This is a genomic window from Metabacillus sp. 22489, from assembly GCF_052044855.1.
Taxonomy (GTDB): Bacteria; Bacillota; Bacilli; order Bacillales; family Bacillaceae; genus Metabacillus; species Metabacillus niabensis.
In genome coordinates this window covers 1-21163 of sequence record NZ_JBQENT010000058.1, presented here as the reverse complement: position 1 = coordinate 21163, position 21163 = coordinate 1, and the positions used below count along the sequence as shown (strand labels likewise).

General features: G+C 36.2%; 19 protein-coding genes, 1 tRNA gene and 1 rRNA gene. All 21 read left to right on the top strand.

Features of this window, described 5'->3' with window-relative positions; all coding sequences use genetic code 11:
- Positions 1-4: 4 nt before the first annotated feature.
- Positions 5-76: transfer RNA gene (locus ACTJJ9_RS23430), tRNA-Glu, on the top strand.
- A gap of 339 nt (positions 77-415) precedes the next feature.
- Positions 416-2896, top strand: a complete 2481-nt coding sequence (spoIIE, locus tag ACTJJ9_RS23425; RefSeq protein ID WP_440768918.1) for a stage II sporulation protein E — start codon at positions 416-418, stop codon at positions 2894-2896.
- A gap of 132 nt (positions 2897-3028) precedes the next feature.
- Positions 3029-3766 carry a VWA domain-containing protein gene (locus ACTJJ9_RS23420; RefSeq protein WP_145584346.1) on the top strand — a complete coding sequence of 246 codons (738 nt, stop codon included), beginning with the start codon at positions 3029-3031 and terminating at the stop codon, positions 3764-3766.
- A complete protein-coding gene (locus ACTJJ9_RS23415) occupies positions 3732-4757 on the top strand; it encodes a protein kinase domain-containing protein (RefSeq protein WP_145584344.1) in 1026 nt (341 codons plus the stop codon). The genes ACTJJ9_RS23420 and ACTJJ9_RS23415 overlap by 35 nt, the downstream gene beginning before the upstream one ends.
- A gap of 192 nt (positions 4758-4949) precedes the next feature.
- Positions 4950-6338 (top strand): tRNA lysidine(34) synthetase TilS, encoded by a 1389-nt coding sequence (gene tilS, locus ACTJJ9_RS23410; protein ID WP_145584342.1) that lies wholly within the window; start codon positions 4950-4952, stop codon positions 6336-6338.
- 22 nt (positions 6339-6360) lie between these two features.
- Complete coding sequence (hpt, locus tag ACTJJ9_RS23405) at positions 6361-6897, top strand: hypoxanthine phosphoribosyltransferase (RefSeq protein WP_095302784.1); 537 nt, start codon at positions 6361-6363, stop codon at positions 6895-6897.
- A 94-nt stretch (positions 6898-6991) separates the two neighbouring features.
- Complete coding sequence (gene ftsH / locus ACTJJ9_RS23400; RefSeq protein ID WP_095302785.1) at positions 6992-8920, top strand: ATP-dependent zinc metalloprotease FtsH; 1929 nt, start codon at positions 6992-6994, stop codon at positions 8918-8920.
- A gap of 402 nt (positions 8921-9322) precedes the next feature.
- A complete protein-coding gene (locus ACTJJ9_RS23395; protein ID WP_145584340.1) occupies positions 9323-10093 on the top strand; it encodes a type III pantothenate kinase in 771 nt (256 codons plus the stop codon).
- A gap of 42 nt (positions 10094-10135) precedes the next feature.
- Positions 10136-11014 (top strand): Hsp33 family molecular chaperone HslO, encoded by an 879-nt coding sequence (gene hslO, locus ACTJJ9_RS23390; protein ID WP_095302787.1) that lies wholly within the window; start codon positions 10136-10138, stop codon positions 11012-11014.
- Between the two features lie 33 nt (positions 11015-11047).
- The gene (locus tag ACTJJ9_RS23385; RefSeq protein WP_145584338.1) at positions 11048-11941 is read left to right on the top strand and encodes a peptidyl-prolyl cis-trans isomerase; all 894 of its coding nucleotides are present in this window, start codon (positions 11048-11050) and stop codon (positions 11939-11941) included.
- A 95-nt stretch (positions 11942-12036) separates the two neighbouring features.
- The gene (gene cysK, locus ACTJJ9_RS23380; protein WP_095302789.1) at positions 12037-12960 is read left to right on the top strand and encodes a cysteine synthase A; all 924 of its coding nucleotides are present in this window, start codon (positions 12037-12039) and stop codon (positions 12958-12960) included.
- 193 nt (positions 12961-13153) lie between these two features.
- On the top strand, positions 13154-14572 hold the full coding sequence (locus ACTJJ9_RS23375) for an anthranilate synthase component I family protein (protein WP_145584336.1): 1419 nt from the start codon (positions 13154-13156) through the stop codon (positions 14570-14572).
- A 5-nt stretch (positions 14573-14577) separates the two neighbouring features.
- Entirely contained in the window at positions 14578-15165 is a 588-nt protein-coding gene (pabA, locus tag ACTJJ9_RS23370) for an aminodeoxychorismate/anthranilate synthase component II (protein ID WP_145584352.1), read from the top strand.
- A gap of 1 nt (position 15166) precedes the next feature.
- Positions 15167-16027, top strand: coding sequence for an aminodeoxychorismate lyase (gene pabC / locus ACTJJ9_RS23365; RefSeq protein WP_145584334.1), 861 nt, complete (start codon positions 15167-15169; stop codon positions 16025-16027).
- Positions 16028-16041: 14 nt separating this feature from the next.
- Entirely contained in the window at positions 16042-16893 is an 852-nt protein-coding gene (gene folP / locus ACTJJ9_RS23360; protein WP_145584332.1) for a dihydropteroate synthase, read from the top strand.
- On the top strand, positions 16886-17248 hold the full coding sequence (gene folB, locus ACTJJ9_RS23355; protein ID WP_145584350.1) for a dihydroneopterin aldolase: 363 nt from the start codon (positions 16886-16888) through the stop codon (positions 17246-17248). Before folP ends, folB begins: the two co-directional genes overlap by 8 nt.
- The gene (gene folK / locus ACTJJ9_RS23350) at positions 17245-17772 is read left to right on the top strand and encodes a 2-amino-4-hydroxy-6-hydroxymethyldihydropteridine diphosphokinase (RefSeq protein ID WP_145584329.1); all 528 of its coding nucleotides are present in this window, start codon (positions 17245-17247) and stop codon (positions 17770-17772) included. The genes folB and folK overlap by 4 nt, the downstream gene beginning before the upstream one ends.
- Positions 17724-17930, top strand: coding sequence for a helix-turn-helix domain-containing protein (locus tag ACTJJ9_RS23345; protein ID WP_095302795.1), 207 nt, complete (start codon positions 17724-17726; stop codon positions 17928-17930). Before folK ends, ACTJJ9_RS23345 begins: the two co-directional genes overlap by 49 nt.
- Positions 17931-17950: 20 nt before the next feature.
- Positions 17951-18952, top strand: a complete 1002-nt coding sequence (dusB, locus tag ACTJJ9_RS23340) for a tRNA dihydrouridine synthase DusB (RefSeq protein ID WP_095302796.1) — start codon at positions 17951-17953, stop codon at positions 18950-18952.
- A gap of 244 nt (positions 18953-19196) precedes the next feature.
- Positions 19197-20696, top strand: a complete 1500-nt coding sequence (gene lysS / locus ACTJJ9_RS23335; protein WP_145584328.1) for a lysine--tRNA ligase — start codon at positions 19197-19199, stop codon at positions 20694-20696.
- A 388-nt stretch (positions 20697-21084) separates the two neighbouring features.
- A 16S ribosomal RNA gene (locus ACTJJ9_RS23330) occupies positions 21085-21163 on the top strand; the annotation flags it as partial.

Below are 21163 nucleotides of genomic sequence, written 5' to 3'. Positions count from 1 at the left end.
AACCGGCCCGTTGGTCAAGCGGTTAAGACACCGCCCTTTCACGGCGGTAACACGGGTTCGAATCCCGTACGGGTCATACTAAAAACTAGTTGCTAATAGGCAGCTAGTTTTTTTATTTTTGAAAATACTGTCTCACTAATGAATGCGCTAATCTTAATTAAAATGATTTGTAATGCAGACATATTAAACTAGAGAAATAAAATAATTGCATAGATTTGACACGATCCTGAATAGTCTGACTAACATCTCTAGATTTTTGGCGAATTATAAAATAGATAGTTTCATATCTATGGAGTATTTGTCGCATTCTTCAAAAACAGTCGAACGTTTTTTTGAATAGACACCCTTGTTTTGACAAATTCTTGTCCATACCTTCGCTATAATACAAGCAATATGATTAAGTGGGGGAATGAACATGGAAAAAGTGGAAAGAAGGTTAATGGAGCCGATATCTGATTTTGGCATGCAAAAGACCCAATTCGTAGTCAATCGATTTTTTCAACGACTTTCATCCCGACTACAGCTGTTTCTCTTACATAAGGGATTGATATATGCATTTATTGGATTTTTATTAGGACGGGCTATCATTTTGTCAGAGATTTTGCCATTTGCATTGCCATTCTTTGGTGCGATTTTACTTATGAAAAAGGATAAGGCTGCACTTGCGGGGATTTCATTAATAGCTGGAGGGATGACGGTTTCCCTTAATGTCTCACTAATTATTACGATGTCAATCATTGCGTTTCTTATTTTAAATAGGCTGAGCGGACATATCTTTAAAGATAGATTAAAAATTTTACCGTTTGTTGTATTCAGTACTGTAATGATTACAAGGATTGGTTACTTCTTTTTTATTAAGTCTACATTAACTCTTTATGATTATATGATGGCAGGAGTTGAATCAGGTCTAGCCTTTATATTAACGTTAATTTTCCTTCAAAGTATTCCACTCTTATCGGTGAGAAAGTATAAACAATCATTAAAAATAGAAGAAATCATTTGCATCATGATATTGCTCGCTTCAGTTATGACGGGCCTTGTAGGGGTGACGTATCAGAATCTGCAAGCAGAGCATATTTTTTCCCGTTATCTTGTCCTATTATTTGCGTTTATTGGCGGGTCAAGTATTGGGAGTACGGTTGGTGTTGTAATAGGGTTAATTCAAAGCTTAGCCAATGTTGGAAACCTATATCATATGAGCCTTTTAGCATTTTCGGGTTTATTAGGTGGATTGCTCCGAGAAGGGCAAAAGTTTGGAACAGCCATTGGTCTTTTAATAGGAACATTGCTTATCTCCTTATATGGTCAAGGCTCTGCTGATGTCATGACAACTTTAATAGAATCGCTTATCGCTATTCTGTTATTCTTCATAACTCCTAAGGTTGTTACTTCAAGGCTAGCAAAGCATATACCGGGAACGAATGAACACTCTCAAGAGCAGCAGCAATATGTAAGAAAAATCCGCGATGTAACTGCTCAACGGGTTGACCAATTTTCCCAAGTTTTCCAGGCGTTATCTGAAAGCTTTGCCACGTTTTATGAGAAAAATGAACCTGATGATGAGCAAAGGGAAACTGATTTATTTTTAAGTAGCATTACAGAGAGTACTTGTCAGCACTGCTTTAAAAAGGAAAAGTGCTGGGTAGAGAACTTTGATACAACCTATGATCTAATGAAGAAAATTATGCATGAAAATAAACAAAACACGTATCAAAATAACATAAAATTAAAAAAAGAGTTTCAGCGGCATTGTTCAAAATCGACTAGAGTTGAAGAAGCGATTGAGCAAGAAATAAATTATTTCCAGGCGAATCAAAAGTTAAAAAGGGAGGTTCAAGAAAGCAGAAGACTAGTTGCAGAGCAATTGCTCGGCGTTTCCCATGTAATGGAGGACCTTTCAAATGAAATTAAACGGGAGAGGGAAAATCATTTTGTTCAAGAGGAGCAAATTCTAGATGCCCTACAGAATTTTGGGATTGAAATTGTAAATGTAGATATATATAGCCTTGAACAAGGAAATGTTGATATCGAGATGAGCATTCCATTTTGTAATGGCCATGGGGAATGTGAAAAAATCATTGCACCTATGCTATCAGATATTCTTGAGGAATCAATTGTTGTTAAGCATGAAGAATGTGCAAATTATCCGAATGGTTATTGCCATGTATCTTTTGGTTCTGCTAAAAAATTCAGAATTGAAACAGGTGTTGCCCATGCAGCTAAAGGTGGAGGCTTAGTTTCAGGTGATAGCTATTCAATGATCGATTTAGGAGTAGGTAAATATGCTGTTGCGATTAGCGATGGGATGGGAAATGGAGTGAGAGCCCACTTTGAAAGTAATGAAACAATTAAATTGCTTCAAAAAATCCTACAATCAGGTATAGAAGAAAAAGTAGCTATTAAGACGATAAATTCAATTTTATCGCTTCGAACAACTGATGAGATTTTTTCTACGTTAGATTTGGCAATTGTTGATCTCCAAGACGGTAACAGTAAATTTTTAAAAATCGGCTCTACACCAAGCTATGTAAAAAGAGGAGATAAAATTATTAGAATTCAAGCTAGCAATCTTCCGATGGGAATTATCGATGATTTTGATGTTGATGTTGTTGGAGAGAAATTAAAAGCAGGCGATCTTTTGATTATGATGAGCGACGGGATTTTTGAAGGCCCTAAACACGTTGAAAACTATGATTTATGGATGAAACGGAAAATTAGTGAAATTAAGACTGATAACCCTCAGGAAGTAGCGGACTTAATTATGGAGGAGGTCATTAGAACAAGAGCTGGGAAAATTGAGGATGATATGACCGTTGTTGTTTCAGCTATCGAGCACAATACTCCTAAGTGGGCGAGTATTCCTGTATCAGGGTACAAATCAAAGAAGACGGGGTGACGGACGTATAAAATTCCCCCCTTCTGGCGAGGATGTTAAAAATTGAACTCATATATTGAGGTTGTCTGCTTAAGAAATAAGGAGATGACCGAAATTATATGGGATTATCGTCTCTCGAGGAGGGTGAAAAAGATGGTAAAGGGTCATTTAAAACAAATTTTATTAATAACAGATGGATGCTCAAATCATGGAGAAGATCCGATTGCAATGGCAGCGTTGGCTCAAGAACAAGGAATAACAGTGAATGTCATTGGGGTTTTAGAGGAAAATGTGATCGATAATGAAGCGATGCAGGAGATCGAGGGAATTGCGATGTCTGGAGGTGGCGTACACCAAATCGTATATGCACATCAATTATCTCAAACCGTTCAAATGGTAACGAGACAAGCAATGACACAAACGCTTCAAGGGGTTGTTAATAAAGAGCTACAACAAATATTAGGTAAAGACATCTCTATGGAAGAACTTCCTCCAGATAAAAGAGGAGAAGTTATGGAGGTAGTTGATGAATTAGGAGAAACTGCAAGCTTAGAAATTCTTATTTTAGTCGATACAAGTGCAAGTATGAAGCCAAAGCTCCCAACAGTTAAAGAGGCATTATTAGATCTCTCGATTAGCTTAAATTCACGAATTGGTGATAATCAATTTTCTGTCTCAGTATTTCCTGGGAAAAAGGATGAGGTTGAGCAAGTGTTAGATTGGACACCTAGATTAGAATCACTTTCATCGATTTTCCCGAAATTATCGACAGGTGGTATCACTCCAACTGGTCCAGCGATACGAGAAGCCATTCAAAACTTTAAGAAGAAACGTTCTTTAAGGAGCTTTTTAAGAAATGAAGAAGAATACTACGATGAATCAGGGTTGTAATGTTCCTTCTGGAAAAGTAATTAGAGGTAAGTGGAACGGTGAGTCGTATAAAATTGTGAAGCTATTAGGTCAAGGTGCGACTGGTAGCGTCTATTTGGCCGATAGCAGAAAAGGTCGAGTTGCTCTAAAAATAAGTGAAAATAGTATGGCAATTACGTCAGAGGTTAATGTACTAAAACGTTTTTCGATGGTCCAGGGTGCTTCTCTTGGGCCTTCTTTGCTTGATGTCGATGATTGGATTGTGAATGGTAGTAAAATGATCCCGTTTTATGTGATGGAGTATATTCAAGGAAGCAACTTTTTAGAATTTATTCAGCAAAAGGGCAATGAATGGGCAGATGTTTTAATCCTGCAGCTTTTGTCAAATTTAGATAAGCTTCATAGACAAGGTTGGGTATTTGGTGATCTAAAACCGGAAAATCTTCTCGTCTCAGGTCCTCCGCCAAAGATCAGGTGCATTGATGTAGGTGGAACAACGCAGCAAGGACGATCAATTAAAGAGTTCACGGAGTTTTTTGATAGGGGGTATTGGGGGTTAGGCACTCGAAAGGCTGAGCCTTCTTATGATTTATTTGCTGTTGCAATGATACTCATTAATGCAGTTTATCCAAAGCGTTTTACAAAAAAAGGGGAAGGTAATGGGAAAAAGCAACTATTTGAAATGATCGATCGTCACCCATTTTTGCAAAAGCATGAAAGTATTTTACATAACGCGCTGTTAGGGAATTATCATAGCGCACAGGAAATGAAAGAGGATTTCGTTCTCATTATTTCAGAAGGGATGAAAAAGGAAAGGTGTCAACAAAAGGCTGCTACAGCTAAAACGAAAGCGTCAAAGCCAAATCGTACAAACTCTCGTACTAGCTATATGAATCAAACAAGAAAACATGTAAAACAGCGAAAGAAAGTGAATGGTGTACTTGAAACAATTGTGATTCTCATAAGTGTATTTATTATTTATTCATTATACGTCTATCATTATTTATTGTAGTTTCTCTTCATTTAATTGTAAAAATGTTCAAAAAATATGGATTATATGTGAACGAATCCTTCTCTTTTGTCTTTGCTTTTGAAATAATGATAGGATAGTTATGTAAGGAAGCTCGTTTTACGTAAATGGCGAGCTTATCAAGTAAGGTTTTTGGTCCTTATATAAACTTGAATTTTCTATAGAAGAGGGAGAATGGTGAAAAATTTTAGTGCCCTTATTCAAAAGCATCAATTATTCGAAAAAGGTTCAGCAATTGTTATAGGAGTTTCTGGTGGACCTGATTCATTAGCTTTATTACACCTATTAAATAATATGAGAGAAACGTGGCAATTGAAATTAATCGTTGTCCATGTAGACCATATGTTTAGAGGAGAGCAATCAGAAGCTGAAATGAATTTTGTTCTTTCCTATTGTAGGGACCTTGATATTATTTGTGAAGCGAAGCAAATCGACGTGACTGAATATGCTAGGAGGCATCAATTAAGCTCACAGGTCGCTGGTAGGGAATGTCGGTATCAATTTTTTAAAGAGGTACTAGATAAATATCAGGCGCATTATTTAGCTCTTGGTCATCATGGTGATGATCAGATTGAAACAATCCTTATGAGATTAGTAAGAGGAGCTACCGGGACATCTTTAGCAGGAATTCAGATGAAACGGAAATTCCATCATGGATTTATTATTAGACCGTTGCTTCCTTATACTAAGGAGGAAATCCTAAACTACTGCAGGGAACAACAGTTATTGCCAAGGTTTGACCCAAGTAATGAAAAAACAAATTATACAAGAAATCGCTTTAGGAAATATGTACTGCCTTTTCTAAAAAAGGAAAATCCGCTTGTACATGAAAGATTTCAGCATTTTAGTGAAACCTTATTGGAAGATGAAACGTATTTACAGGAATTAACGAAGAAATATTTGAATACAGTATTGAAAAGAAAAGAAAAGTCAAAGGTTGAAATTGAAATCAATGGCTTTTTAGAATTACCTATGCCTTTACAAAGAAGAGCGATTCAACTAATATTAAACTATCTATATGGAACAATTCCGGCTTCTCTTTCTTCAATACATATTGAAAATTTATTGACATTATTGTCACAAAATCATCCTTCAGGCTCACTTGATTACCCAAACGGTCTTAAAGTGATTAAATCTTATCAAAATTGTTTGTTTACATTTGAACAAGAGGAAGTAAAAGCATATTATTATGAACTTGATTTCCCTTCTTCGTTAATACTGCCAAATGGGTATGTAATCAAAAGTGAACTAGTTAGGAATACTTCAATTAAGAGGGATAGAAACGAAACTTTTTTATTAAATATGGATTCGTTCGATAAGCCTCTCATTGTTCGTACAAGAAAACCAGGTGATAAAATTCAATTGAAAGGCATGATTGGTCGAAAAAAGGTAAAAGATATATTTATTGATGAAAAGATTCCAATACATAATCGATCTTCATGGCCAATTGTCCTTGATGGGAATGGAAGAATTCTCTGGATACCTGGATTAAAGAAATCTATGTATGAAGCAGAAAGTACAGGCAATGGTGTATTTGTTGAATTACAGTATAAGGAGCTATGATCTTCTAGGGGGCACACATTTAATGAGACAAGATATCAAGGAAATTTTAGTTACGGAGGAGCAAATCCAACAAAAGGTAAAAGAGTTAGGAAAGGCGCTTACTGAACAGTATAAAGATGAATTTCCACTCGCTATTGGTGTATTAAAAGGTGCAATGCCATTTATGGGAGACCTTTTAAAAAACATTGATACATACTTAGAAATGGATTTCATGGATGTATCAAGTTATGGTACATCAACCGTTTCTTCTGGAGAGGTTAAGATTATAAAGGATCTTGATACTTCTGTAGAAGGAAGAAATATTTTAATTATTGAGGATATTATTGATAGTGGTTTAACTTTAAGCTACTTAGTGAAGCTTTTCCGTTATCGAAAAGCTAAATCAATAAAAATCGTTACTTTGCTAGATAAACCTACAGGAAGAAAGGCAGATATAGAAGCTGATTTTGTTGGCTTTGAAGTGCCTGACGCATTTGTCGTAGGATATGGCCTTGACTATATGGAAAAATACCGAAACCTTCCATATATTGGAGTGCTAAAGCCTGAAATATACGAATAATTATCGGTTTATCTATAGCTTAATTTGTTGTGTTACCATGATTTACTATGATACTATTTAATTTAGTCGTGTTTACTGTGGGAGGAGGTAAGGAATGAATCGGATCTTCCGTAATACCATATTTTATTTACTTATATTTTTAGTAATTATAGGGGTTGTTAGCTTTTTTACAGGTGCTAATCCAAAGACTGAGCAAATAACCTACAATGAATTCATTTCTGATTTAAACAACGGAAATGTTAAAGAAATGACTGTACAGCCGGTTCGTGGAGTATTTGAAGTTAGAGGTGAGATGAAGGATGCAAAAGATGGTGAATCCTTCTTAACATATATACCTACTGAACAAGGGCTAAACCGAGTTGATGAAGCAGCTGAAGCGAATAAGGTAAATATTATTCCCGCTGAGGAAACAAGTGGATGGGTAACGTTTTTCACATCGATTATTCCATTTGTTATTATTTTCATCTTATTCTTCTTCTTATTAAACCAAGCTCAGGGCGGCGGAAGTCGTGTAATGAATTTTGGTAAAAGTAAAGCTAAGCTTTATAGTGAAGAAAAGAAAAAGGTTAAATTTAAAGACGTAGCAGGTGCTGATGAAGAGAAACAAGAACTTGTTGAGGTTGTTGAGTTCTTAAAGGACCCACGTAAATTTGCGGAACTAGGAGCAAGAATTCCTAAAGGTGTTTTATTAGTTGGACCTCCTGGTACTGGTAAGACATTGCTAGCAAGAGCTGTTGCTGGTGAAGCTGGAGTACCATTCTTCTCTATTAGTGGTTCAGACTTTGTTGAAATGTTCGTCGGTGTCGGTGCATCGCGTGTTCGTGATTTATTTGAAAATGCGAAAAAGAATGCACCATGTATTATCTTCATCGATGAAATTGATGCTGTTGGACGTCAGCGTGGCGCAGGTTTAGGTGGGGGTCATGATGAACGTGAGCAAACATTAAACCAGCTATTAGTTGAAATGGATGGCTTTGGTGCAAATGAAGGTATTATTATTATCGCCGCTACTAACAGACCTGACATTTTAGACCCAGCTTTATTACGTCCAGGTCGATTTGATAGACAAATTACAGTTGATCGCCCAGATGTAACAGGTCGTGAAGCTGTTCTGAAGGTACATGCTCGAAACAAGCCTTTAGATGAATCTGTTGACTTAAAGGCGATTGCTGCCCGTACACCAGGGTTTTCTGGGGCAGACCTAGAAAACTTACTGAACGAAGCAGCCTTGGTCGCAGCTAGACAGGATAAAAAGAAAATTGATAATACTGATCTTGATGAAGCAACAGACCGTGTAATTGCGGGTCCTGCTAAAAAGAGTCGTGTTATTTCTAAGAAAGAACGCAATATTGTTGCTTATCACGAAGCCGGACATACTATCATTGGAGTCGTATTAGATGAAGCTGATATGGTTCATAAAGTAACAATTGTACCTCGTGGTCAAGCTGGCGGTTATGCGGTAATGCTTCCGAAAGAGGATCGTTACTTTATGACAAAGCCAGAACTGTTAGATAAGATAACAGGTTTACTTGGCGGACGTGTTGCAGAGGAAATTATTTTTGGTGAAGTAAGTACTGGTGCTCACAATGATTTCCAAAGAGCAACAGGTATTGCAAGAAAAATGGTTACAGAGTACGGAATGAGTGAAAAGCTTGGGCCGTTACAATTTGGTCAATCACAAGGAGGTCAAGTATTCCTCGGACGTGATATCCATAATGAACAAAACTATAGTGATGCGATTGCACATGAAATTGATATGGAAATCCAACGCTTCATTAAAGAAAGCTATGAGCGTGCTCGTCAAATTTTAACTGAAAACCGCGATAAGCTTGAATTAGTTGCACAAACGTTACTGGAAGTTGAAACACTTGATGCAGCACAAATTCAAAGTCTTGTTGAGCATGGTAAGCTACCTGATCGTCCTGTAGCTACAAATGACGAGAAGAAGGAAGAAAAATCAGAAGACGTGAAAGTGAATATCCAAACGAAAAAAGAAGATGAGGATACTTCTGACAAATCCTAATATATATTCGAAAATCGGTGGCAACTTATGATGCCATCGATTTTTTATTGGGCTCTTTTCTTATAGCTTGTTGTTTTTGCGTTATGTATATAATGGTTGATTGGATTGCAGTGCATTGCGAGACTCCTGTGGGGATGAGTGAATAGGTTAATCTTGGGAAAGTGTTTATATTAAAGGAGGTTCACCACCAAGCCTGCAGAAAGCAATTTCTGTCGCAAAATCAATCAAAAAAACACCTAAGTACAAAGCAACAAAGTTTACGAAAACTGTATCGTTATTTGACTTAGGATAATAAGAAGCTTAATCAAGAAATGCTTCAATTTTTCTTTACGACCGAAATCTGTGATAAAATGTAACGGAATATGAATACTAGTATTGAATTATTATAAAGTGGTGATATGGATGATTCTTGTATTAGATGTTGGAAATACTAATACCGTATTAGGGGTATATGACCAGGATGTGCTTAAGCACTATTGGCGAATTGAGACAAGCCGTAATAAAACAGAAGATGAATTTGCAATGGTATTAAAAAGTCTTTTCGAGCATGAAGGGATTTTGTTTAATCAAATAGAAGGAATAATCATTTCCTCGGTTGTACCTCCAATTATGTTTGCGTTAGAAAGAATGTGTTTAAAGTATTTTAATGTCAAGCCGTTAGTTGTTGGGCCTGGAATAAAGACGGGATTAAATATTAAATATGAAAATCCTCGTGAGGTAGGGGCTGACAGAATTGTAAATGCAGTCGCAGGCATCCAGGACTATGGAAGTCCGATCATTATTGTTGATTTTGGAACAGCGACAACTTATTGCTATATAAATGAGCATAAGCAATATATGGGTGGCGCAATTGCTCCAGGAATAAACATTTCTACAGAAGCGCTTTATTCTAGAGCTGCAAAGCTACCAAGAATTGAAATTACAAGACCGGACAATATTATTGGCAAAAACACAGTAAGTGCGATGCAGTCTGGGATTTTATATGGATATGTAGGTCAGGTTGAAGGGATTGTTAAACGAATTAAAGAACAAGCAGTGGAAGTACCAAAAGTTATTGCAACTGGCGGGTTAGCTTCACTGATTGCGAAAGAATCAGATTGTATTGATGTTGTAGATCCGTTTTTAACACTACGAGGTCTCCAGTTGATTTATGAAAGAAATACAACAAAGTAAAATCGATAAAGCTACATACATGTGTAAAGTGAAGGGAGCATAATAATGGATTATTTAGTTAAGGCGTTGGCATTTGATAATCAAGTCCGCGCTTATGCAACGAGAACGACAGAAACAGTATCTGAGGCGCAAAGAAGACACCAAACGTGGCCAACAGCTTCAGCTGCATTAGGACGTTCCATGACGTTCGGTGTCATGATGGGATCGATGTTAAAGGGCGATGCGAAGTTAACGATTAAAGTTGAAGGTGGCGGACCAATTGGTGCCATACTTGTAGATAGTAACTCAAAAGGTGAAGTGAGAGGGTATGTAACAAATCCACAAACTCATTTTGAGCTAAATGCTAAAGGAAAGCTTGATGTCGCGAGAGCAGTTGGTACAGAAGGGACTTTAACAATTGTTAAGGATCTTGGCTTAAAGGATCATTTTTCAGGACAAGTTCCAATCGTTTCAGGGGAGCTTGGAGAAGATTTTACTTATTATCTTGTTACTTCAGAGCAGGTTCCTTCATCAGTAGGTGTAGGAGTATTAGTTAATCCTGATAATTCGATTTTAGCTTCTGGTGGCTTTATTATTCAGTTATTACCAGGAACTAGTGATGAAACGATTTCGTTAATTGAAGAAAGATTAAGTAAGATTGATCCGATTTCAAAGCTAATTCAGCGCGGTCTCACACCGGAACAAATACTTGAAGAAGTACTTGGTGAAAATAACGTGAGGATTTTAGAAAAACAGCCAGTGGCATTTAAATGTCAATGTTCGAAGGAACGAATTGAAAATGCTGTTATAAGTTTAGGGGCAGATGAGATCCAGGCGATGATTGATGAAGATGGTCAAGCGGAAGCTCAATGTCATTTTTGTAATGAAGTATATTTATTTTCAAGAGAAGACTTAGAGCAACTAAAAATAGAGGCAAAATAGAAACGTTTTTAGGGAGTATTAGGAGATGGGGAAATGAGCGGTAAAACGTTATGGAGCATTATTTTTGCTTTGGTTGTAATAAACTGCTTAACGGTTGGTTACTTTTTAACAAATAATCAAAGAATAAAAGCTAGCTCTGAGAATGAATCTATTGCAACAATTGGCGACACTCATATTACAAGAGAGCAATGGATGGCTGAACTTGAAGAGAAATATGGCGAAGAAACTCTAAAGGAATTAATCAACATAAAAGTGGTCGAACAATTAGCTGAAAAATATCATATTTCGGTCTCAGATGAGGATGTTGAACGAGAACTAGCTGTTTACAAATCAATGTACAATTCATTTGATGAGGAACAGAATGGGAAAGAAGAGGATTGGCGTGAGCAAATTCGCTACAGCATTTTATTAGAAGAGTTACTGACAAAGGATGTAACAGTAACAGAAGAAGAAATAAAAAACTTTTATGAAAATAATAAAGAGCTATATGCAATAGATGAATCCTATCATTTGTCACAAATTATCGTTAATACAAAAGCTGAGGCCAATAAAATGGTTGATGAGCTTAGTGGGGGATCTAGCTTTGAAGCGTTAGCCATTGAGAACTCTATTGATGAGTTTTCGGCTCCCTCTGGTGGCGACATAGGGTTTATTTCTAAAAACAACGAGTATGTTCCTGATGATTATATAAATGTTGCAAAAACTTTAAAGCCAGGGGAATGGAGTGAACCTATAAAAGTAGAAAATGGATATGCTATTCTTTTGCTTCATGAAAAGCTAGAAGGAAAATCGTACTCTTATGACGAAGTAAGGGGACAAGTACGTAGACAAATAGCCCTAGAACAGATGCAAGGCTCTGTATCTGTTGAACCATTGTGGGACGAGTTAAATGTAAAATGGTTTTATGGGAATAATCTAGAAAAATAGGACAAATGAGTTAAAATGTTTTGACAATTTTTCTAGGAATTGATATATTACTTATAAATCCAATAAATTTACTCGGGATAGAGGAGGAAACGTTAATGGCACGTATAGCAAACTCTATACATGAATTAATCGGCGAAACACCGATCGTTAAGTTAAACAGAATAGTAGATGATAATAGTGCAGATGTATATTTGAAGCTTGAATATTTCAATCCAGGAAGCAGTGTTAAAGATCGTATTGGTTTAGCGATGATCGAAGCTGCTGAAAAAAGTGGAGTGCTAAAGGCTGGCGATACGATTATTGAGCCAACAAGTGGTAACACAGGGATTGGTTTAGCGATGGTAGCAGCTGCTAAAGGCTTGAAAGCGATTTTAGTAATGCCTGATACGATGAGTTTAGAGCGTAGAAACTTGCTGCGTGCTTATGGTGCAGAATTAGTATTAACACCAGGTTCTGAAGGAATGAACGGAGCTATCCGTAAAGCGGAAGAATTAGCAAAAGAACACGGTTATTTTGTACCTCAACAATTTAAAAATGAAGCAAATCCAGAAATTCACCGCCAAACAACTGGAAAGGAAATTGTTGCACAAATGGGTGACCAACTTGATGCATTTGTTTCTGGTATCGGTACTGGTGGAACAATTACTGGAGCAGGTTCAGTTTTAAAAGAAAACTATCCATCCATTAAAATTTATGCAGTTGAGCCAACGGATTCTCCAGTACTTTCAGGAGGAAAGCCAGGTCCTCATAAGATTCAAGGAATCGGTGCAGGGTTTGTACCTGACGTTTTAAATACAAATATTTATGATGAAGTAATTACGATTAAAAATGAAGAAGCATTCGAAGCAGCGAGAAAAGCAGGTAGAGAAGAAGGAATTCTTGGAGGAATTTCATCTGGTGCTGCGATTGCTGCCGCATTAAAAGTTGCGAAAGAGCTTGGTAAAGGAAAGAAAGTTTTAGCGATTATCCCTGATAATGGTGAACGTTACTTAAGTACTCCTTTATACCAATATGATTGATAAATAACGATTAAATAATGATAAAAGGGGGTGGCGATTTTATGTCACCCTCTTTTTCATTACCTGATTTTCCTTTAATTAAAAGATTTCTTTTGTTATAGACTAATAATTCGGTATTATTTATAAATAATTTATAGCTTCTCTTCTCCAATTATGTAAAATAATAAATAAGAGTTTTAAAGGAGAGATTTGAATGCAACAGAGAGCATCATTAGGCATAAGTTTTGAATTTAATGGCGATTTTTTCAAGCAATATAAATATTTGAGTGGAAATGAAGAACATCATGCTTTCCTTGAAAGTGGGCGTGGTGGTAAATATAGTATTGCAGGGTTACATCCGGTTGCTACTATAATGGGGAAAAATAAGAAATTATTTATTACTAAAGAACAAAAAAAACTTGTGCTTGATGGGGAACCTCTTGAGTTATTTCAGAACTGGTTAAAAGAATATCAAACTGAAACAGATCCAAATTTGCCAGACTTTCAGGGGGGAGCAATTGGATTTATTAGTTATGATTATGTTAGATATTTTGAAAAATTGCCCGAGATAGCGGCTGATGACTTAAATACGCCAGATTTATACTTTATGCTTTTTGATGATGTTGCTATATTTGATCAAGAGACGTCCAAGCTCTGGTTAATTACTCATTATTATCGTGAGCAGGAAAGGTTATCTGCTGAAGCAAAGCTACTTGCGTGGAAAGAAAAATGGATAACGAAGGGGACTGTACAGGCTCACGATCTGAAAAAGCAAGAAGAAAAGACGGGAGACCCGATAACTTTTTCCAAAAGGGATTTTCTAAATGCGGTGGAATCTATAAAGGATTACATTTCAAAAGGTGATGTTTTTCAAGTGAATCTCTCAATCAGGCAGCATTTACCTTTAGAATGCCATCCATTCGAAATTTATGAAACACTTCGAAAGGTCAATCCATCTCCTTATATGGCTTACCTCCACTTTCCGGATTTACAAATAGTAAGTGGTTCACCAGAGCTTCTAGTGAAAAAACAAGGAAACAAAGTTAGCACTCGTCCAATAGCTGGGACAAGGTCTAGAGGGATGAGTGAGCAAGAAGATTTGAAGCTAGCAAATGAGTTAATTGAAAATGAAAAGGAACGGGCAGAACATGTCATGCTTGTTGATCTCGAAAGAAATGATTTAGGACGAGTATGTGAATATGGAACGGTTCATGTAAATGAATTTATGGTAATTGAAAAATACTCACATGTTATGCATATTGTATCGAATGTTGAAGGGACATTGAAAACCGGTATAAATTTTGCCGACGTTATCAAAGCTACCTTCCCAGGTGGTACAATAACAGGAGCACCTAAAGTGCGTACAATGGAAATAATTGAGGAGTTAGAGCCGACTAGACGAGGAATTTATACTGGTTCTATAGGGTGGATTGGCTTTGATGGAAATATGGAGCTTAATATAGTCATTCGTACATTACTAGCTAAAGATGGATATGGGTATGTTCAATCTGGAGCGGGAATTGTCATTGATTCCAATCCGGAATTTGAATATAAAGAGTCATTAAAAAAGGCTCAAGCATTAATGAAAGCAATTGAGTTGAGTAAAGAAGAGAAAATAAGAGACCTGAGGTGAGAATAGTGATATTAATGATTGATAACTATGATTCTTTTACATTTAATTTAGTCCAGTATTTAGGTGAACTAGGAGAGGAATTGGTTGTAAAGCGAAATGATGAGATTACTATTAGTGAAATTGAGGAATTAAATCCCCAATTTCTCATGATTTCTCCTGGTCCTTGTAGTCCGAATGAAGCAGGAATTAGCATGGAAGCAATTAAGTATTTTGCTGGTAAAATCCCTATATTTGGAGTTTGTTTAGGACATCAATCAATTGCCCAAGTGTTTGGGGGCGATGTTGTTCGTGCTGAACGTTTAATGCATGGAAAAACGTCAAAGATTAATCATAACGGTGAGACGATTTTTAAAAATCTAGAAAATCCGTTTACAGCGACACGTTATCATTCGTTAATTGTAAAAAATGAAACCCTTCCAGATTGTCTAGAAGTTACCGCATGGACCGATGAGAATGAAATAATGGCAATCCGACACAAAACACTTCCGATTGAAGGTGTACAATTTCATCCTGAGTCAATTATGACATCATTTGGTAAGGATTTATTAAGCAATTTTATTCAGCATTATAAATTAGTAGAAAAGAGTTTATAACGTGTATATTTATTGCAATTCACAATTTATAAAGGATACGGAAGCCACGATTTCTCCATTCGATCATGGCTTTCTTTATGGTATAGGTGCATTTGAAACATTTAGGATTTATAAAGGATTCCCGTTTCTCCTTCATGATCATATGCGAAGACTTCAAGAGGCTCTTGGAGAATTAGGGATATACTATCAAATTGATTTTGATGAAATAAAGTCTATTATTAAACAGTTAGTAAAACTAAATGGTTTTGAAGAGGAAGATGTGACAGCTCGTTTAAATATCTCAGCGGGTGTAGGTGAGGTCGGAAAGCTTGTCCAGGATTATAGACAACCTACAATTCTATTGTTTATTAGAAAGGCGCCATCCTTAGATGTAGAAGAGAAGAATGCGGCGTTTTTAAAGTTGCGAAGAAATACACCAGAGGGAGACTTTCGCCTAAAATCCCACCATTATTTAAATAATATATTAGGTAAAAGAGAACTTATAAATCATCCTGATGTAGAAGGGATTTTTTTAACAAAGGAAGGATATATTGCGGAAGGAATTGTATCGAATATTTTCTGGATAAAGGGTAGTAAAGTTTATACTCCATCTTTAGATACGGGAATATTAAACGGAATTACTAGGCTATTTGTCATCAAATGCTTAGCTATCCTGAATATACCTTGTGAGGAAGGTTTTTATCCAAAGGAAGAAATAAAAGATGCATCGGAAGTTTTGATTACAAACTCATCACAAGAGATTTTGGCTGTTAAAAAATTCGATAGCTATGAGTTAGCTGGTAAGGATGGGGAAGTATACGGAAAGTTAAATGAGTTATATGCAAGGTTTCGGTCAAAACTATTAAGTATAGATGAGATGTAAAGGTAGTGTTAACTATGAATAGAGTAACGAGCAACGAAAAAATTGTTTGTGGAAAACATATACTCGATTACGGTAAAAAAACTTTAATTATGGGAATTTTGAATATTACACCTGACTCTTTTTCAGACGGTGGAAGTTATGTAGAGCTAGATCGTGCAATAGCTCACGCAAAAGAAATGGTGAAAAACGGGGCTGATATTATTGATATTGGTGGAGAGTCGACAAGACCTGGTTTTGAAGCTGTTTCAGTTGAGGAAGAGCTCAAACGTGTCATCCCAGTCATTAAACGGCTTTCGGAAGAAGTTGATGTTCCAATTTCAATTGATACGTATAAAGCGGAAGTTGCAAAGCAATCAATTGAAGCTGGAGCAACGATTATTAACGATATTTGGGGTGCAAAAGCAGATCCAAATATGGCAAGTGTTGCTGCGACATATAATGTGCCGATTATTTTAATGCATAATCGTAACAACCTAAACTATAAAGATTTAATTCCTGACATGATAGAAGATTTAATGGAATCTGTTAAAATCGTAAAAGATGCAGGTGTAAAAGATGAAAATATCATCTTAGATCCAGGTGTAGGCTTTGCAAAAACAATGGATGATAATTTGCAGGTAATGAACCATTTAGATGCATTTGTTGCGCTCGGTTACCCAGTATTATTAGGAACATCTAGGAAACGATTTATTGGACATGTATTGGATTTACCTGCAAATGACCGTATGGAAGGAACAGGAGCAACGGTTTGTTTAGGAATTGAAAGAGGTTGTCAAATTGTGAGAATCCATGATGTGTTAGAGATTTCAAGAATGGCTAAAATGATGGATGCTATGCTTGGAAAAGGAGGATACCAAAATCGATAAGATTTATGTAAATGGTATGGAGTTTTATGGATACCATGGTGTTTTAGCAGAAGAGACAAAATTAGGTCAGAGATTTAGAGTTGATTTAACGGTTGAATTAGATTTATCTAAGGCAGGAGAGACTGATGATTTAACGCATACGGTGAACTATGCGATGTTATATAATCGTTGTAAGGAAATTGTAGAAGGTCAGCCATTTAAGCTAATCGAGGCGGTTGCTGAGAACATTGCTAAAGAAATACTCTCAACATTTAAAGCTGTTCAAACCTGCACTGTAAAACTAATTAAGCCTGATCCCCCAATAAGAGGTCATTATAAGGATGTTGCAGTTGAAATTACAAGGGGCAGAGTATGAAAGTTGAGTCATATATTGCAATTGGTTCTAATATCGGAGATCGAGAGGAATACTTGCTGCAATCCGTAAAAAAAATCCATCAACATCCTAAAATTGAAGTGATAGATATTTCCTCCATTTATGAGACAGAACCAATTGGTTATACCGATCAAGATAAATTTTTAAATATGGTCATACGTATAAAGACCGATTTATCAGCTTTTGAATTGCTAAATGTCTTGCAAAATACGGAGAATCATTTCAATCGGAAGCGGATTGTGCGATGGGGACCTCGTACATTAGACCTTGACATTTTGCTTTATAATCATGAAAATATTGTATCGGAACAATTAATGGTTCCACATCCACGAATGCATGAACGTTCTTTTGTATTAATTCCATTATATGAATTAAACAAGAATATTCACATCGCAGATAAAGGTGAATCATTATCATCTATCATAGATCAATTACAAGATAAAGAAGGGGTACGAATATGGAAGCAGAAAAATGGGGTAGACGTATTCGCGCTTTTAGAAAGTTAAAAGGCTTTACCCAAGAAAGTTTTGCGAAAGACCTTGGTGTTTCTGTTTCAGTATTAGGTGAAATAGAAAGAGGCAACCGTGAACCAAGTAAACAGTTTATCGAGGAAGTGGCTAATGCTCTTGATATTTCTGTTGATGAATTAAATCCAAATGAATAAAAAAGGAAAGGGGGTTTGGAATGTTTAAAATTGGGGATATTGAATTAAAAAATAGAGTTGTACTGGCTCCGATGGCAGGCGTCTGTAATTCAGCATTCCGTTTAACAGTCAAAGAGTTTGGTGCTGGCTTAGTATGTGCAGAAATGGTAAGTGATAAGGCAATTTTGTATAATAACGCAAGGACAATGGGGATGCTTTATATTGATGAGCGTGAAAAACCTTTAAGCTTACAAATTTTTGGTGGGAAAAAAGAAACACTTGTAGAAGCAGCGAGATTTGTAGATGAAAACACAACCGCAGATATTATTGACATTAATATGGGATGCCCAGTACCTAAAATTACAAAATGTGATGCAGGTGCTAAATGGCTATTAGACCCGAATAAGATTTATGATATGGTTTCAGCAGTTGTTGACGTTGTAGAAAAGCCGGTAACAGTAAAAATGCGTATGGGCTGGGATGAAGATCATATTTATGCTGTAGAAAATGCCCAAGCGGTTGAACGAGCAGGCGGAAAAGCAATTGCTTTACACGGAAGAACCCGTGTTCAAATGTATGAAGGAACTGCAAATTGGGATATCATTAAAGAAGTAAAGCAATCTGTCAGCATCCCGGTCATTGGTAATGGTGATGTAAATACACCTCAAGATGCAAAGCGGATGCTTGATGAAACAGGTGTAGACGGTGTAATGATAGGTCGTGCTGCATTAGGTAATCCATGGATGATTTACCGAACAGTTAAATATTTAGAAACTGGCGAATTGATGGGTGAACCAGGTGTAAGAGAAAAAATGGAAGTATGTAAACTTCATCTTGATCGCCTAATTGCATTAAAAAATGAAAATATTGCTGTCCGTGAAATGAGAAAACATGCCGCCTGGTATCTAAAAGGCATTAGAGGTAATGCTAAAGTTCGGAATGATGTTAATTTAATGAATACGAGAGAAGAATTTGTTACTCTTTTAGATGAATTTGTTCTCGAAATTGAAGCAAAAGAAAAAAGCGCAAGTCTAGTAGGTTAATGATTGTTTTACTGCCAGTATTCCCTGGCAGTTTTCTGCTTTTTTTTAATGACGAAATCTATGAAGAAAAAGCATAGATTGTGTTAAACTAAGGGTTAAGGAATATTTTTTAGACGTTGTTTCGGATGGTCTAAGTATAAACAATATTTAAACTACTATATTTTGTATAAAAAATTAGGACTATGTTAGATTTGGGCGTGAATGTCTTACATAATGTTCTAAATAAAGATTAGGAGTTGCAAACATGAGCCAAGAAGAAATGAATCAAGAAGAATTAAATGACCAGTTAAGGGTAAGACGTGAGAAGTTACAAAATCTACAAGAAAAAGGCTTAGACCCATTCGGTCAACGCTTTGAGAGAACACATCAAACACAGGATATTATTGATTTATATGACGGACAAACAAAAGAAGAGCTTGATGAAAAGGAAATCCCGGTTACAATAGCAGGTCGTATTATGACGAAACGTGGTAAAGGAAAAGCTGGGTTTGCCCATATTCAAGATTTATCGGGACAAATTCAAATTTATGTTCGTAAGGATGCTATCGGAGATGAGGCATACGAAATTTTTAATTCTGCCGATTTAGGAGATATTATAGGTGTTACTGGTAATGTCTTTAAAACAAAGGTAGGAGAACTATCAATAAAAGTAGAGAAGTTTGAGCTGTTAACAAAGGCTTTACGTCCATTACCAGACAAGTTCCATGGATTAAAAGATATCGAACAACGCTATCGTCAAAGATATGTTGATCTGATTATGAATCCTGATAGTAAAAAGACTTTTATATTTAGAAGTAAAATAATTCAAGCAATGCGTCGATACCTTGATGATCATGGCTACCTTGAGGTTGAAACACCAACTATGCATTCAATCCCTGGTGGTGCATCTGCGCGACCATTCATCACTCACCATAATGCACTAGATATGCCTTTGTATATGCGTATTGCTATTGAGCTTCATTTGAAACGCCTTATTGTAGGTGGGTTGGAAAAAGTTTATGAAATAGGTCGTGTTTTTAGAAATGAGGGTGTTTCAACACGCCACAACCCTGAATTCACGATGATTGAACTTTATGAAGCATATGCAGATTATCAAGATATCATGGAATTAACAGAGAATTTGATTGCGCATATCGCGAAAGAAGTATTAGGAACAACTACAATCCAATACGGTGAATATGAAGTTAATCTTGAGCCTAAGTGGACAAGACTCCATATGGTTGATGCAATTAAAGAATACACAGGAGCAGATTTCTGGAAAGAGATGTCTGTTGAAGAAGCTAGAGCTTTAGCTAAAGAGCATAATGTTGAAATTGGTGAACACATGCTTTACGGTCATATCGTAAATGAATTCTTTGAACAAAAAGTTGAAGAAAAACTTATTCAACCAACATTCATCTATGGTCATCCAGTAGAAATCTCTCCTTTAGCGAAGAAAAACGCGGATGATCCACGTTTTACTGACCGTTTTGAATTGTTTATTGTAGCGAGAGAGCACGCGAATGCATTTACTGAATTAAATGACCCAATAGACCAAAAGGAACGTTTTGAGGCTCAATTGAAAGAGCGTGAGCAAGGTAATGATGAAGCTCATATGATGGATGAGGATTTTATAGAAGCATTGGAATATGGTATGCCTCCAACTGGTGGATTAGGTATTGGTATCGATCGATTAGTTATGCTGTTAACAAACGCACCTTCTATTCGAGATGTATTATTATTCCCACAAATGAGACATAAGTAAAACGACTTGTTTTTTAAATTAAAATAAGCGAGGGATTCCTTAGTTTTATCTAAGGGAACTCTCGCTTTTTTACTGATCCTTTAGAGAATAAGTATAAATGATAAATAAAAGGTTATTAAGAAAGCATGGAGTTAATTAATGAATTAAATTATTAAAAAAAATGCTTGCTTATTAAAAATAAAGATGTTATATTTGAATACGTTGCTGTTGAACAACGAATTAATAAAATAAAAAAACAGTTGACAATTCAATTAAAAGTTTGCTATACTAATATAGTTACTTTAAAGAAATAATGTTCTTTGAAAACTAAACAAAACCAAGCGTGCCAACGTTAATTTCGATTAACAAAAATCGTACTATTAAGTACACAATGAGCAAGTCAAACACTTTATTGGAGAGTTTGATCCTGGCTCAGGACGAACGCTGGCGGCGTGCCTAATACATGCAAGTCGAGCGAATCTGAGGGA

Bases quoted from the DNA above. Each gene is read 5' to 3' on its own strand.
- ACTJJ9_RS23345 (WP_095302795.1), top strand. From the start codon at position 17,724: ATGGAAGCAGAAAAATGGGGTAGACGTATTCGCGCTTTTAGAAAGTTA.
- lysS (WP_145584328.1), top strand. From the start codon at position 19,197: ATGAGCCAAGAAGAAATGAATCAAGAAGAATTAAATGACCAGTTAAGG.
- tilS (WP_145584342.1), top strand. From the start codon at position 4,950: ATGGTGAAAAATTTTAGTGCCCTTATTCAAAAGCATCAATTATTCGAA.
- ACTJJ9_RS23375 (WP_145584336.1), top strand. From the start codon at position 13,154: ATGCAACAGAGAGCATCATTAGGCATAAGTTTTGAATTTAATGGCGAT.
- dusB (WP_095302796.1), top strand. From the start codon at position 17,951: ATGTTTAAAATTGGGGATATTGAATTAAAAAATAGAGTTGTACTGGCT.
- hpt (WP_095302784.1), top strand. From the start codon at position 6,361: ATGAGACAAGATATCAAGGAAATTTTAGTTACGGAGGAGCAAATCCAA.
- cysK (WP_095302789.1), top strand. From the start codon at position 12,037: ATGGCACGTATAGCAAACTCTATACATGAATTAATCGGCGAAACACCG.
- ftsH (WP_095302785.1), top strand. From the start codon at position 6,992: ATGAATCGGATCTTCCGTAATACCATATTTTATTTACTTATATTTTTA.
- spoIIE (WP_440768918.1), top strand. From the start codon at position 416: ATGGAAAAAGTGGAAAGAAGGTTAATGGAGCCGATATCTGATTTTGGC.
- ACTJJ9_RS23395 (WP_145584340.1), top strand. From the start codon at position 9,323: ATGATTCTTGTATTAGATGTTGGAAATACTAATACCGTATTAGGGGTA.
- ACTJJ9_RS23420 (WP_145584346.1), top strand. From the start codon at position 3,029: ATGGTAAAGGGTCATTTAAAACAAATTTTATTAATAACAGATGGATGC.
- ACTJJ9_RS23385 (WP_145584338.1), top strand. From the start codon at position 11,048: ATGAGCGGTAAAACGTTATGGAGCATTATTTTTGCTTTGGTTGTAATA.
- folP (WP_145584332.1), top strand. From the start codon at position 16,042: ATGAATAGAGTAACGAGCAACGAAAAAATTGTTTGTGGAAAACATATA.
- folK (WP_145584329.1), top strand. From the start codon at position 17,245: ATGAAAGTTGAGTCATATATTGCAATTGGTTCTAATATCGGAGATCGA.
- ACTJJ9_RS23415 (WP_145584344.1), top strand. From the start codon at position 3,732: ATGAAGAAGAATACTACGATGAATCAGGGTTGTAATGTTCCTTCTGGA.